Consider the following 13,723-nt stretch of genomic DNA (forward strand, 5'->3'; position numbering starts at 1 on the left):
AGAGGTCGTCATCAGGCTATCCTGTCGAGAAAGGACAGTACCGCGGCATTGAACTCCGCCGGCCGTTGCAGCGGCGCGAAATGGCTGACGCCTTTGAGATAAATCATCTCAGCGTCCGGAATGCTGCGGACAAGATATTCGGCATGCTCCGGCTTGATGAACTCGTCGTGCCGACCGAGCACGATCGCGACCGGCACACCGATCCGTGCGAGGTCTTCGGCGCTGTAATTCGGCTCCGTGCGCATCATCTGGCTGACCGCCTCGACGAAGGCATTGAAGTCATCCGGCGTGGCGGACAAGGCCGCATAATCCTTGGCATGGCGGCTGAAGCATCGGTCGATGACCGGGGTCGCAACAAATTCCAGCGTACCGCTCGGATCCATGTTGCAGGCGAAGAAGAAGACGCCGTCGACACGTGACGGCACCGTCGCGGCGAGGATCAGCGCGATACAGGCGCCGTCGCTCCAGCCGATGAACGCTGCCTTGTCCAGACGCAGTTCGTCCATGACATCAAGCACGTCTGATGCCATCAGTTCATAGGTGTAGGGACGGGCATCGCGGGTGCTGCGGCCATGGCCGCGGCTGTCGATCAGCACGACGCGGCGGCCACTGTCGAGCAGCGCCGGGAGCTGATAGCCCCAGTTGCCGCTATGGCCGAGACCGCCATGCAGCAGGATGACGGCAGGACCGGTCCCATAGCTCGCATACCAGATGCGGGCACCGTCGCGTCCGACATGGCCTTCGACAGATGCCGGCGGCAAGGCGGCCGCGCCGTGTTCTGCGAAACGGATGAGCTCGTCGTCCTGTGGTTCCATGGCGATACCGATCCTCTCCGGGGAATAAACTGCCAGCATAGAAAAGCCGGAAAAGAGCCCAAGAACAACCAGAATCGCTTTCTAGCTGTTGCCTCTTTCGATGCAATCATCGGGAGCATAATGGGCAGGAAGCTTTTCTATTGCGTGGGCGCGGTCGCACTTGTCGCGGCGGGCATCTATCTCAACAACACCAGCCTACTCGCCGAGCATCAGCCGGGAAAGCCGGTGCTGCTCGCCCATCGCGGCATCGCCCAGCGGTTCGACGAGACCGATCTGAAGAACGACACCTGCACGGCGAGCCGCATGCTGGCGCCGAAACATGATTATCTCGAAAATACCATCCGCTCGATGCAGGCAGGCTTTGCGGCGGGCGCCGATATTGTGGAGATCGACGTGCATCCGACGACAGATGGCGCATTCGCCGTCTTTCACGACTGGACCCTCGACTGCCGCACCGACGGGCACGGCGTCACCCGCGATCATTCGATGGCGGAGCTGCGGAAGCTCGACATCGGCTATGGCTATACCGCTGACGGCGGCAAGAGCTTTCCCTTCCGCGGCCGCGGCATCGGCATGATGCCGACGCTGGCCGAGGTGCTCTCGACCCTTGCGTATCGGCGCTTCCTGATCAACGTCAAGAGCCGCGATCCGTCCGAGGGCGAAAAGCTCGCCGCCGTGCTCAACGGACTTTCACCCGCGCGACGGGCAGACATCATCGTCTATGGCGGCGACGAGCCGATCGATGTCCTGCGCCGGCTGGTGCCCGAGATCAAAACCGCCTCGCGCCAGAGCCTGAAAGGCTGCCTTTTCGGCTACATCGGCTATGGCTGGACCGGCGTGCTGCCGGATGCCTGCAAACACGCCATGATGCTGGTGCCGATCAATATTGCGCCTTGGCTCTGGGGCTGGCCGGACCGTTTTCTCAACCGCATGCAGGATGCAGGAACCGAGGTCTTCGTGCTCGGCCCCTATCGCGGCAGCGATTTCTCGACCGGCATCGACGACGCCGCGCTGTTGGCGCGACTGCCTGAGAACTATGCGGCGGGCATATGGACGAACGAGATCGAGGCGATCGGCAAGCTGGAAAAATAAGGCGTTCAAGCGCGTCGCGATCTTTCAGATTCACTCCTTACGCTTTAGTTCCTTATTTTACGCATGTCGTTGCCGCAAAAGCGCTTCGCGCCTTGCCTGCGAAAAACGCTGCGCAGTTTTGCGCGACGGGTTTTAGAGGCTGCGTGCCCGCAGCAATGCCGGGATCTCCTCCGGAGAAACGGGCTTGGAGAAGCGGTAGCCTTGCGCCTCCTCGCAGTGTGCGTGACGCAGGAAATCCATCTGCGCGTCGGTTTCCACGCCTTCGGCGAGCACCGAAAGCTTCAGCGTCTGCGCCAGCGAAATCACCGCCGAGGCGATGGCAACGGCGGTCTTGTCGCCCGGCAGGGCCTCGACCAGCGAGCGATCCATCTTCAGCCGGTCGAAGGGGAAGGTCTTCAGCGCCGCCAGGCTGGAATAGCCGGAGCCGAAATCGTCGATCGACAGGCGCACACCGAGCGCGCGCAGCGATTCCATCATGGCAAGCGCGCGTTCGGCATCCTGCATTACCACGCTTTCGGTGACCTCGAGTTCCAGCCAGCGCGCTTGCAGGCGGTGGCGCTCCAGCGCTTCGGCGACGTGGCACGCAAAATCCGGATCGGCGAACTGCTTGGCCGAGACGTTGACGGCGACGGTCAGCGACGGCAGGCCCATATCCTGCCATTGGCGCGCCTGGCGGCAGGCCTCGTTCAACACCCAGAGACCGAGGGGAACGATGAGGCCGGTTTCTTCGGCGAGCGGAATGAAATTGACCGGCGGCACCCTGCCCTTGGCCGGATGGTTCCAGCGCACCAGCGCCTCGATGCCGGTGATGCGGCCGGTGGCGACATCGACCTGCGGCTGGTATTGCAGGAACAGCTGGTGGCCGGTAATCGCCTGGTGCAGCTCCTCCTGCTCGCCGAGCGGCATTCCCACCGGCGCGCCACCGCCATCGTGATGCTGCAAGGTGTTGCGGCCAAGCTCCTTGGCACGGTACATGGCGCGGTCGGCATTGGCGAGAAGCTCTTCCGAGGTCGCGCCGTCGAAGGGGAAGGCGGCAACGCCGATGCTCGAGGTGACGGTGATCTCGCCGCCGTCGCTGGGGATCGGCCGGTTGATCGCCTTCTGCAGCTCGCGGAGGCGGCGCGTGATGCCGGCATCGTGGCTCGACTGGTGAACGAGCACGACGAGGAATTCGTCGCCGCCGAGACGCACCACCATATCCGAGGCCCGGATGCTGTTGGCCATGCGGGCGGCGGTTTCCTTCAGCACCTCGTCGCCGGCGGCGTGGCCGCGGCCGTCGTTGATGTCCTTAAAATTATCGAGATCGATATAGGCGACGGTGACCTTGCGGGTGTGGCGCCGGGCCTGGTCGAGGATATTGGCGAGCCGCTCCTTGAGGAAGGCGCGGTTCGGCAGGCCGGTGAGATCGTCGTGATGGGCCATGAAATGGATGCGATCATCGACACGCTTGCGCTCGATGGCGATGCCGGCAATGTGCGTGGCGAGCGCCACCAGCTTTATTTCGTGCTCCGTCGGACGGCGGACTTCCCTGGAATAGAGGGCAAAGGTGCCGAGCACATTGTTCTGCGAGGTGGCGATCGGTGTCGACCAGCAGGAGCGGAAGCCGAACGGCGCGACCAGCGCGCGGAAATCCTCCCACAGCGGATCGCTCATCACGTCCTCGACGATCACAGTCTGGCCACGCCAGGCGGCGGTGCCGCAGGAGCCGACCTTGGGACCGATGGTGACGCCGTCGATCAGCCGGCTGTAGCCGCCGGGCAGATTGGGGGCGGCGCCGTGATAGAGCCTGGTGCCCTCGCCGTTCAGCAGCAGCACCGATCCGTCGATGCCGGTCAGTTGCGCCTCGATCATCAGCACCAGCGCCTCGAGGATCATCGGCAGCGGCTCGTTGCGGGCGATCATTTCGAGCAGGTTCGCCTGCTCACGATGGAGATCCTCCTGACGCTTGCGTTCGGTGATATCGCGGGAAACGCCGATCAGGCCGATGATCTCGCCGCGATCGTTGCGCAGCGGGATTTTCGAGGTCAGCCGGCATATCGGCCTTTTGCCGCCGGGCAGGACGTAGCTTTCCTCCATATCGATGCAGGCTTGCCCCGTCGCCATGATCTGCTGCTCGATATCGAAATGGCGGCGAGCCGTCTCGAAATCGAACAGGTCGAAATCACGCTTGCCGGTAAGCAGATCAGCGCTCTCCAGACCGAGGCTGCTGGCGGTGACGGCGTTGGCGAAGACGAAGCGGCTGTCGCGATCCTTGACATAGAGGAAATCCGGAAGCTCGTGGACGATCGTCTTCAGGCGCAGGTTCTCGATGCCGTCGGAGAGGTGATGGGCGGTCGAGGCCATCATCGCCTCCGTCGCGGCGACGATGCGCCGCGTTTCGGCCGACAGGGCATCGGTCGATTCCCATCGCCTGGCACTCGGTTCGTGCATGCCGTCATTCTCCCCGGAGGCCGAAGGCCTCATCCCGCATAATCACCCCGTAATATTCCCTTCAAAGTAGTCCTCATTCCCTTCGGCTTGCTTAAATGAAAGAGTGAACAAGACGACAAGATCGGCGGCGATATCCTGCCCTTGGCCAAGGCGACAACCGCAATTCCGGCCACCTGTGCCAGAAAGAGACAGGCGGGTCTGGCACGTTTCGTGCTACGGGCGCGTTATGACGAGAGAATCCGGAATGCCTTCACGCCGCGACATGCTTTTCCTACTCGCCGCCGCAGCGGTTGCGGGAGGTTCAGCGCCGCGCGCGCTTGCCGCACCGCTGGCGGCTGCCGGGCAATCCGATCTGCGCGGCGCGATCGACGCGGTGGAATATCGCGCCATTCCCGAAAGCGGCGACCGCAAGACCCGCAACCTGCAACAGATGATCGAACAGGCGGCGCGCGAGAACATGCCGGTCTTCCTGCCGCCCGGCACCTATCGAGTCTCCAATCTCAACCTGCCTGACAATACCCGCATAACAGGCGTGCCTGGCGCCTCACGGCTCGTCTATACCGGCGAAGGCCACCTACTGACGGCGACAAATGTGCGGCGCATCGAGCTTTCCAACCTCGTCATCGACGGCGGCAATCGCTGGCTCGGTGATTATGCCGGCGGGCTCGTCCAATTCACCGGCGTCGACGAGGTGCTGATGGACAATTGCGAGATCGGCGGCAGTCGCAAACACGGGTTGCAGCTGGAGCGCTGCGGCGGACGGATCGAGCGCAGCCGCATATCCGGCGCGGCCGAGGCCGGGCTCTACGCGGTCGATTCCGCCAATCTTTCGGTCACCGGAAATACGATCACCGATTGCGGCAATGGCGGCATTCTGGTGCATCGCTGGAAGAAGGCCGAGGACGGCACGGTGGTTTCCGGTAACCGCATCTCCAACATCCGCGCCAATGACGGCGGCACCGGCCAGAACGGCAACGGCATCAACATCTTCCGCGCCGATGGTGTGATGGTGGTGAACAACCATATTTCCGACTGCGCCTTCACCGCGATCCGCGCCAATTCGGCATCGGACATCCAGATCAGCAACAATCAATGCCGGCGTTCCGGCGAAACGGCGATCTATGTCGAATTCGCCTTCGAGGGCGCCGTCGTTTCCGCCAACATGATCGACGGGGCGGCGAACGGCATTTCGATTGCCAATTTCGACGAAGGCGGCAGGCTGGCGAGCGTCACCGGCAATGTCGTGCGCAACCTCACCCTGAAAGGCCCCTACAAACACGAGGTCGGCTTCGGCATCGGCATTGCGGCGGAGGCCGACACGCTGATTTCGGGCAATGTGATCGAGGGCGCGCCGAGATGGGGCATGCAGATCGGCTGGGGTCCTTATCTCCGTAACGTCGTCGTCAGCGGCAATGTGGTGCGCAAGGCACCTGTCGGATGCGCCGTCTCGGTCGCCGACGGCGCCGGCACCGCCGTCATCACCGACAACGTCTTCCAGGAGACCGCTGAAGGCGCGGTCCTCGGCTTCCAATGGGAGAAGAAAGTGTCGGACGAGATGGCGGGCGGCGCGCCGTACAAACAGCTGACCGTCGAGCGAAACCGGGTCTCCTGAAGAGCATCAAAAGCTTTCATCATCCCATCAGCGGCAAGGACTTTTCCGCAGTCGCTGCGGCCTCTACCCTCTCGGACAATTACATCGAGGGGACAAGATCATGCTGACAATCTACGGAGTCTATCGATCGCGGGCGTCGCGCGTCTACTGGATGGCGGAGGAGCTGGGGCTCGAATTCCAGTCGGTGCCGGTGCTGCAAGCCAGGCGATTGGCGGAGCCCCTGTCCGAGAGCGCGCCGCTCAATACGCACTCGCCCGATTTCGCCGCCGTCAACCCGATGGCGCAGATCCCCAGCATCAAGGACGGCGATCTCCTCATGCATGAGTCGCTGGCGATCAATCTCTACCTCGCCCGCAAACATGGCGGACCGCTTGCGGGACAAACCGTCGAAGAAGACGGATTGCTGACGATGTGGACCGTCTGGGCTGCCTCGCAGGTCGAGCCGCATTCGGTCAGGATCGTGCTGACCTATGACAACGGCCTCGAAAACAGCCAGGAGGGCAAGGAGACGATCGCAGCCGCCTGTCATGCCTTGCGCAGGCCACTTGCCACGCTCGAAGGCCAGCTTGCCGGCCGGCAGTGGATTGCCGGCGACCGCTTCACCGTCGCCGATCTCAACATCGCCGAGGTGCTGCGATACGCCCAGAGCGAGGAGGCGCTTTTCCAGGCACATCCGAATATCGAGGCCTGGATCGAGCGCTGCCAGTCGCGCCCGGCCTACAAGAAGATGCAGGAGACGCGCGGCAGGGAGCCGATCGAGGTCTGAGCCAAAGCGCGTCGCGCTTTAGCTTGTTGTTTTGCGCATGTCGTTGCGGCAAAAGCGCTTCGCGCCTTGCCTGGAAAAACCGCCGCACAGCTTTGCGCGACATGCTTTAGCGGAACAAGGCAAGCGTGCCGGCCATTTCCTCGCGGATCCAGGCCTTGAAGTCCCTGACCTTCTTCGGCTCGCGCGTGCCCTCGGCGGTGACGAAATAATGACCGAAACCGGTGCGCGCCCGAATGCCGAAGGGCGCCGCCAGCCGGCCTTCGGCAAGCGCGAAGGCGGCAAGGGTCTGCCAGGCAAGCATGACGCCCTGCCCGGCGATCGCCGCATCGAGGCACAGCGAGGCATCGTTGAAAACGTGGCGCGTCGCCGGTGTGGCGCCTGACAGTCCCGCCTCGCGCATCCAGACCTCCCAGCTGAACATGGCGCGACCGTCGATGACGGCGGGCAGTTCCAGGATATCGGCGGGCGCCTTCAGTTTCGCCGCCATCTCCGGCGAGCAGACGGGAAAAACCTCCTGCTCCAGGAGCAGTTCGGCCTTCACGTCAGGCCATTTGCCGGTGCCGACGCGGATGCCGATATCGACGTCGGAGAGGGCGGGGCTGACGAGATTGGTGGTTGCATCGAGCCGCAGCTTGATATCGGGATGGCGCTCAGCGAAACGATCGAGCCGGCAGACGAGCCAGCGGGCGGCAAAAACCGGCGCCACCGAGATCGTCAGGATCGTGTCGTCCTTGCGTTGCGCAATCGACACGGCCGCCGAAAGACGGGCAAAGCCTTCATCGAGCGCGGCCAGTACCGGCCGGGCGGCTTCGGTCGTCATCATTCCCCGGGCGGTGCGCTCGAAGATCACCAGGCCAAGCTGCGCCTCCGCCTTGATGACCTGCTGGCTGACGGCGCCGACCGAGACGCCGAGCTCATCGGCGGCCGCCTGCAGCGAGCCGAGCCGACCGACGGCTTCCAGCGCCTTAAGGCCGTTGAGATGCACAGTGTTGAGGTTCTTCATATAGTTTTTCTATAGCAGAGCCGCATTAATCTCAATTGAAAATCCGCTTGAGGGAGCAGAGATTACAGCCTGCGGCGACCATCCCCCGCCGCTTGGAGAAAGCGAGGCATGCCATGTCATTGCTGAAGTTTTTCTTGAGGCCCGCCCTTGCCTTGGGCAGCGCAGACGCTCTCCCAGCCTGGAAGAACGATCCGCTGCGGCATCCCGAGGTCGAGCGCATGTCGATGCGGGAAATTGCCGATCTGCCGATTGGAACAGAGACCAACCTTGCCGCCGAGGCCAAACCGACGCTGGCGAAATGCGCGTGACGATGCGCGCCCGTGTCAGCCGCTCTGAAACGCGCCGCATCACTCGCGTGACGCGACGCGCTTTAGCGACCTGCCTCAGTCCACCGATGCCTGCCAGCAAATCACACGACCGTCCTCCGGATCAATGCGCTCGCCGATGCGGATGAAGCCGTTGCGTTCGAGGACACGTTGCGAGGCGATGTTTTCCACGCCCGTATCGGCCGAAACGTGCGTCACGCGCGGGTCTTTCCGCGCCCATTCGAGCAGTTCGCCGATCGCACGCGTGACATAGCCACGCCGCTCGCGGCTCGGCGCAATGCCATAGCCGACGTGGATTTCGCCCCTCTCAGGCGCACTGATGATGGAACACAGCCCGACGATCTCGCCATCCTCGACGATCATCCAGGCCGACGGGGTAAAATCGGCGCCGATCTCCGCGGCGATCCTCGCCAGCATCTCCAGCACCTCAGGCGGCGCGATGGCGCTATCGGAAACCAGGCGCGTATCTGCGGGCGCGGCGCCGTTCAGCAACCCGGCGAAATCATAAGCAGTCAATTCGATGATCATATTATTCTCGACATTGGACCTGCGCCAGCTTTGGCGCGTCATAGCCGAGCAGCAAGACTAGCCCTCGATTGAATTCGAGCCGCGTCTCGTCCTTCCGCCTCGGCCGGTGCGTTCTGAATATTTTGCGACGGCATACAAAGGCGTTCTCCTCTTCGGGCCTGACCCCGGAATGAGCGGATGCGGATCGATATTGAAGCTCGCCGGCCTCTTTGTCCAGCCGTTACGGAGAACTGGCCCTGGCAGGCTGAAGGGCTGATTCGACAGAGCGGGCAGCGCTTCCGCCGTAGAAAAAACCCTACTTGTCGCCTGCATTCGCGCGACCACGCCAACCCGGCGTCGGAGCCCTATCTGTTTCAGCAAAGAGAATTTCAGTGCCAGCAATTCGAAAAATCCTGTTGGGACTCCTCGCAATTTTAACGGTCGCCATTGTCGTCAGCGCCGGCTGGCTCTGGCAGGTCGCGGGTGCTTACGGTTTCAACACCGTCTTGCGGCGCGGTGGAACCTATTGGATCGACATAAAACCTGACGACGAGCGCCTTTCCGCCTCCGTGCAGTTGGCGTTGCGCCCGGTCATCCCGGCCGTTTTGCCCGGGCCGCTGGTCTGGCAAGAGCCGGAGACGGGCTTCGAGGTGGCGGAACTACCGGTTCTTGCCGATGGCCGCGAAGTCGACCGGATCTTGCTCAGCCGAATTGACCCGGCCCGCTTTCGATTCGTCACCCGTAACGCGGCTGCTGGCGATACCGGCATCGACGAATGGGAGAAGGTTTTGCCTAACGCCGCGCTGATCGTGAACGGCAGCTATTTCGACAAACATGGCAGGCCCGATACGCCTTTCATCAGCGAAGGCATTGCGATGGGTCCTCAGCAATATGACGCGAGGGCCGGCGCCTTCATTGCCGGCAAAGACACTGCCGAGATCCGCGACCTGACGCATCAAGATTGGCAGACAGCCTTTGCCGGCGCGTCGAACGCCATGGTCTCCTATCCGCTCCTGATCGGCGACGACGGGCAGACGCATGTGAATGTGAAAAGCCGCTGGCTCGCCAACCGTACGTTTGTCGCCAAAGACGACTTGGGGCGTGTCGTCATCGGGACGACAAAGGAAGCGTTCTTTTCCCTCGACCGGTTGGAGAGTTTCTGAAGACCTCGCCGCTCAATCTCAAGGTCGCGCTTAATCTTGATGGCGGTCCCGTCGCCTGCCGGAGCGTTCGGCTGGATGGCTATCGGCAAAAATTCTACGCAAGATGGGAGTCTCAGGCGGACGATAACAAAGTAAGCCTGCTCCGCTGGCCGATTTCCGAGGCCAATTGGGCCATGCCGATGGTGCTGACGGTCGAGCGGAAGTAGGTCGGGATCTGGCGATCGTCGCAAGGCCAGCGAGGATTATCGCGAGCATCGGTGTCGGAATCTCATTTCGCCGGCCGTCTTCAAGCCATTGCACAACGCCTTACATCGCATCGATCTAAGGATAATCATATGGAGGAAGCGATGACGATTACCATTACCGCCTTTGAACGCTCGCCCGATCGCGGCCGGGGTCTGGCGCGCGACATGCGCGTTCGCTGGGCACTCGAAGAAGCGGGCCAGCCTTACGAAGTTCGTCTCGTTTCGTTCAAGACGATGAAGGAGCCCGCGCATCTGGCACTTCATCCTTTCGGGCAGATTCCGACCTATGAAGAAGGCGATCTTACTCTGTTCGAGTCCGGTGCGATCGTGTTCCATATCGCCGAGCGCCATGCGGGCCTGCTGCCTGCGGATACGAATGCCCGGGCGCGCGCGGTCACGTGGATGTTTGCTGCGCTGAACACGGTGGAGCCGCCGATCTTCGAGCGCAGCCTCGCCACCATCCTCGAGCGCGACGAACCCTGGTACGAGCAGCGCCTGCATGCGCTTGAGGACAGCATCCGCAAACGGCTGGGGAGCCTTTCCGCTCGCCTTGGCGATGCCGACTGGCTCGATGGCGCGTTCAGCGCCGGCGACTTGCTGATGGTGACGGTGCTGCTCAGGGCGCAAGCATCAGGTCTCTTGGAGGAATATCCAAACCTTGCCGCCTATGTCGCCCGCGGCGAAGCCCGGCCGGCCTATCAGCGTGCTTTCGCGGCCCAGTTGGCGGTGTTCACCGCCGCATCGGCCGTGTGACAAGGGCCCCTTACCATCTTCATCCGATGGATGCTGCTGCTACCCATTGACCCTGCGTCTTTCCATGCTTAAATATCTAGACAGTCTAGCCAGGAGGCAAATAATGGAATGGCAGTTGCAGGAGGCCAAGAACAAGTTTTCGAAAGTGGTGCAGAAGGCGCGTGATGAAGGCCCGCAGGTGGTCACGCTCCGGGGCGAGCGAACGGCCGTCGTGCTGTCCGCCCGCGACTACGACGCCTTGCGCGCCGGCCGGCCGACACTGGTCGACGACCTGCTTGGCGGCCCGGCCTGGGACGATGAGCTTGCCAATACGGTGGAAGCACGCGCTGCGAGCCCAAGCCGCGACGTGACCTTCTGATGTATCTGGTCGATACCAATATCGTTTCGGAGGCGCGGCGCGGCACATCGCAGGCGATTTCCTGGCTGCGCTCCGTCGATCCGCTGAGCATACACCTGAGCGCGCTGACCCTTGGCGAGATCATGCGCGGCATTGCGCTCAAACAGAGGTCGGACCCGAAGGCTGCGGCGCACCTCACGGAGTGGCTGCGCAAGCTGCGTCATGATCACGGCGCCCGCATCCTGCCGGTAACCGATCAGATCGCCGTGGAATGGGGTCGCATCGCCGCGATCCGGCCACGCGGCGATATTGACGGGCTGATCGCCGCGACCGCGATCGTCCATGACCTGATCGTCGTCACCCGCAACGTCAGTGACTTCGCCGACACCGGGGCCTCGGTGATCAATCCTTGGGAGATGTCGGCATGAGCTCCGCTGCGCCTGCCCCGCAGGCCGCGGCGATCATGCAGCCTATCAGCCGCGATCGTAGGCCAGCGCCCGTTGGACGGCGGGGCGCTGCAGCATGCGGGCGTGATGGTCGCTCACGTCGACGAAGCGGGCGGGATCGACGCCGTCGGACGGCAGCCAATCTGTCATGACGAAAAGATAGGGATCGGCGATCGAATAGCTCTCGCCCATCACCCACGGGCCTTTGAACATCGTCTCTTCGATCAGGGTGAAACAACCGGCCATATTCTCAGGCACCTTGGCCTTCATCGCCTCGAGTGCCGCCTGATCGTCGGCCCAGCGGGAGCCGCGCGGGCGATGGGCATGGTTCACATGCACGGTCGAGCAGAGATAGCAGTTGAAGGATTGCAGCCGCGCCATGTCGAAAGCATCCCCGAGCGGCGCCAGCTTGGCGGCCGGCGCACTTTCCGCGACAAAGCCGAGGATCGCCGGCGTTTCCGTCAGCACGCCGCGATCGGTGACCAGCGCAGGCACCCGGCCCTTCGGGTTGATCTGCAGATAATCCGGCGAGCGTTGCTCGCCATTGGCGAAGCTGAGCTTCCTTGTTTCGAAGGCGAGGCCGGATTCCTCCAGGGCGATCAGGCTTGCGAGCGCGCAGGTTCCCGGCGCGTAGTACAATGTCAGCATAATGGGCCACTCCCTTTCGGCACGTGATATAGCGCAGGGATGGGTGCGCCGGAACTGGGGAGATTGGGTTTTGTCTCTGCGTCGGGCCGCCCCTCATCCGCCTGCCGGCACCTTCTCCCCGTTCTGACGGGGAGAGATATGCCGCACCCTCTCAATTCCTCGCAGACCTCTCGTAAGGCACGTCCCCTCGCCCCGTTTACGGGGGTTCGCAGGACGGGTCGAGACCAGCGGCTCGACCCCGGCAAGGGTTAGGGTGAGGGGCATCTTGCCAGGACAAACTCGCCGCTCAGCCGCAGCCCGGCACGTCCTCCAGCCGGTGCCAGACCGGAATGCCGCGCTCCCTGGCGATGCGCACGTCGTTATCCGCCCCCTTGGAGTCGCCCGGCAGCCGCAGCACGCCGTCGCAGAGCTGCAGCAGCCGGCCGGCGACAGGGTGGAAGATCTCTTCGTAGAGCGCATCGCCGACCGACTTGCCGCCGGCGGCGTGCCAGATCGGCAGAGCCACCCATTCGCCGATCATCGGCACATGGCCGGCGGCGAACAGTGCGGGCGAGGGTTCCTCCAGCCGCTCCAGGTTGGCGGCCATCTTTTCCGGGTCGTCGCCCGTTCCCGACCTATAAGGCCCGGCAATCAATATCAACATCATCCACTCCATCGCTGAGCATTCCCGGCGTCATGCACGGGATTTCGTGAAAATGCACGAGATTTCTTGAATGTCGAGTCTTTTCGTGCAATATCGGGCGAATGTGTTTAATTTCGTGCAGAGAGCCTATGCTGACGTCACAACGCAAAACCCTCATCCTCGACATATTGCGCCGTGACGGCCAGGTGGTCGCCAAGCGTGTCGCCGAGGATTTTTCCCTTTCGGAAGACACAATCCGGCGCGATCTCCGCGAAATGGCGGCGGAGGGGCTGTTGAAACGGGTGCATGGGGGCGCAATGCCGTTGGCGCCCGATCTGCCCGATTTTACCGCGCGGCGCAGCGTCTCGTCGGAGATCAAGGCGCGGCTCGGGGCTGCTGCGGCGGCGATGGTCAAGCCCGGTCAGTTGATCTTTCTCGATGGCGGCACAACCACGGCTGAGATCGCCCGGCACTTGCCGCGCGACACGCCGCTGACGGTTGCGACCCACAGCCCGACGATCGCCGCCGAACTCGAGCACCACCCGACGGCGGAGGTGATCCTTGCCGGCGGGCGGCTCTACAAACATTCGATGGTGGCGACAGGCGCGGCGGCGGCGGCGGCGATCTCGCAACTGCGCCCCGACCTGTTCTTCCTCGGCGTGACGGCCGCCCATCCGGTGCACGGGCTTTCCACCGGCGACTTCGAGGAAGCGGCGATCAAACGCCATATCGCCCGCTGCTCGGCCGAAACGCATGTGCTGCTGACGGAGGAGAAGTTCGACCTCGTCTCGCCCTGCCCGGTGCTTGGAATTTCTGAGGTGGCGGGGCTGATCGTGCCGGCGGAAATGCCGGCCGAGCGGCTGAAACCCTATCGCGATCTCAACAGCACGATCGCCGCGGCTTGATCGGCCGGGGAAACCGGGGACGCATGCCAGTTTGACGTGTGGGATCAGACTGC

General features: G+C 63.0%; 15 protein-coding genes. 9 read left to right on the plus strand and 6 right to left on the minus strand.

Annotated elements, in window-relative coordinates:
• Positions 1-11: 11 nt before the first annotated feature.
• Positions 12-815 carry an alpha/beta fold hydrolase gene (locus FHX03_RS00620; RefSeq protein ID WP_183777455.1) on the minus strand — a complete coding sequence of 268 codons (804 nt, stop codon included), beginning with the start codon at positions 813-815 and terminating at the stop codon, positions 12-14.
• 120 nt (positions 816-935) lie between these two features.
• Here FHX03_RS00620 and FHX03_RS00625 point away from each other — a divergent pair, with 120 nt between their 5' ends.
• Positions 936-1,907 (plus strand): glycerophosphodiester phosphodiesterase family protein, encoded by a 972-nt coding sequence (locus FHX03_RS00625; RefSeq protein ID WP_183777454.1) that lies wholly within the window; start codon positions 936-938, stop codon positions 1,905-1,907.
• Positions 1,908-2,039: 132 nt separating this feature from the next.
• Here the strand turns inward: FHX03_RS00625 and FHX03_RS00630 are convergent, their stop codons facing one another.
• Positions 2,040-4,337 carry an EAL domain-containing protein gene (locus FHX03_RS00630; protein ID WP_097627547.1) on the minus strand — a complete coding sequence of 766 codons (2,298 nt, stop codon included), beginning with the start codon at positions 4,335-4,337 and terminating at the stop codon, positions 2,040-2,042.
• Positions 4,338-4,581: 244 nt separating this feature from the next.
• On the opposite strand from FHX03_RS00630, the gene FHX03_RS00635 reads away from it, so the two are divergent.
• Positions 4,582-5,949: a TIGR03808 family TAT-translocated repetitive protein gene (locus FHX03_RS00635; RefSeq protein ID WP_097627545.1), complete on the plus strand. Its 1,368-nt coding sequence runs from the start codon at positions 4,582-4,584 to the stop codon at positions 5,947-5,949.
• Positions 5,950-6,049: 100 nt separating this feature from the next.
• Complete coding sequence (locus tag FHX03_RS00640; protein WP_097627543.1) at positions 6,050-6,715, plus strand: glutathione S-transferase family protein; 666 nt, start codon at positions 6,050-6,052, stop codon at positions 6,713-6,715.
• Between the two features lie 106 nt (positions 6,716-6,821).
• On the opposite strand, the gene FHX03_RS00645 is transcribed toward FHX03_RS00640, so the two are convergent.
• Complete coding sequence (locus tag FHX03_RS00645) at positions 6,822-7,718, minus strand: LysR substrate-binding domain-containing protein (RefSeq protein ID WP_097627541.1); 897 nt, start codon at positions 7,716-7,718, stop codon at positions 6,822-6,824.
• 113 nt (positions 7,719-7,831) lie between these two features.
• Between FHX03_RS00645 and FHX03_RS00650 the strand changes: the two genes are divergently transcribed.
• The gene (locus FHX03_RS00650; RefSeq protein ID WP_097627539.1) at positions 7,832-8,026 is read left to right on the plus strand and encodes a hypothetical protein; all 195 of its coding nucleotides are present in this window, start codon (positions 7,832-7,834) and stop codon (positions 8,024-8,026) included.
• Positions 8,027-8,101: 75 nt separating this feature from the next.
• Here the strand turns inward: FHX03_RS00650 and FHX03_RS00655 are convergent, their stop codons facing one another.
• Complete coding sequence (locus tag FHX03_RS00655; protein ID WP_239619797.1) at positions 8,102-8,572, minus strand: GNAT family N-acetyltransferase; 471 nt, start codon at positions 8,570-8,572, stop codon at positions 8,102-8,104.
• 395 nt (positions 8,573-8,967) lie between these two features.
• Between FHX03_RS00655 and FHX03_RS00660 the strand changes: the two genes are divergently transcribed.
• From FHX03_RS00660 to FHX03_RS00675, 4 genes are all read left to right on the plus strand, one after another.
• Positions 8,968-9,714: a phosphodiester glycosidase family protein gene (locus tag FHX03_RS00660; protein ID WP_239619798.1), complete on the plus strand. Its 747-nt coding sequence runs from the start codon at positions 8,968-8,970 to the stop codon at positions 9,712-9,714.
• Between the two features lie 347 nt (positions 9,715-10,061).
• Positions 10,062-10,712 carry a glutathione S-transferase family protein gene (locus FHX03_RS00665; protein ID WP_097627763.1) on the plus strand — a complete coding sequence of 217 codons (651 nt, stop codon included), beginning with the start codon at positions 10,062-10,064 and terminating at the stop codon, positions 10,710-10,712.
• 103 nt (positions 10,713-10,815) lie between these two features.
• On the plus strand, positions 10,816-11,070 hold the full coding sequence (locus FHX03_RS00670; protein WP_097627535.1) for a type II toxin-antitoxin system Phd/YefM family antitoxin: 255 nt from the start codon (positions 10,816-10,818) through the stop codon (positions 11,068-11,070).
• Positions 11,070-11,477: a type II toxin-antitoxin system VapC family toxin gene (locus FHX03_RS00675; RefSeq protein WP_097627533.1), complete on the plus strand. Its 408-nt coding sequence runs from the start codon at positions 11,070-11,072 to the stop codon at positions 11,475-11,477. The genes FHX03_RS00670 and FHX03_RS00675 overlap by 1 nt, the downstream gene beginning before the upstream one ends.
• A gap of 45 nt (positions 11,478-11,522) precedes the next feature.
• Here FHX03_RS00675 and FHX03_RS00680 read toward each other — a convergent pair whose 3' ends face one another.
• Together FHX03_RS00680 and FHX03_RS00685 are read right to left on the minus strand one after the other, a co-directional pair.
• On the minus strand, positions 11,523-12,143 hold the full coding sequence (locus tag FHX03_RS00680; RefSeq protein WP_097627531.1) for a glutathione S-transferase family protein: 621 nt from the start codon (positions 12,141-12,143) through the stop codon (positions 11,523-11,525).
• Positions 12,144-12,429: 286 nt separating this feature from the next.
• Positions 12,430-12,786, minus strand: coding sequence for a DUF4406 domain-containing protein (locus FHX03_RS00685; protein ID WP_183777452.1), 357 nt, complete (start codon positions 12,784-12,786; stop codon positions 12,430-12,432).
• A gap of 128 nt (positions 12,787-12,914) precedes the next feature.
• On the opposite strand from FHX03_RS00685, the gene FHX03_RS00690 reads away from it, so the two are divergent.
• Entirely contained in the window at positions 12,915-13,670 is a 756-nt protein-coding gene (locus FHX03_RS00690; protein WP_097627529.1) for a DeoR/GlpR family DNA-binding transcription regulator, read from the plus strand.
• The last annotated feature ends 53 nt before the right edge of the window (positions 13,671-13,723 follow it).

Source organism: Rhizobium sp. BK456, assembly GCF_014194045.1.
Classification (GTDB): Bacteria; Pseudomonadota; Alphaproteobacteria; order Rhizobiales; family Rhizobiaceae; genus Rhizobium; species Rhizobium redzepovicii.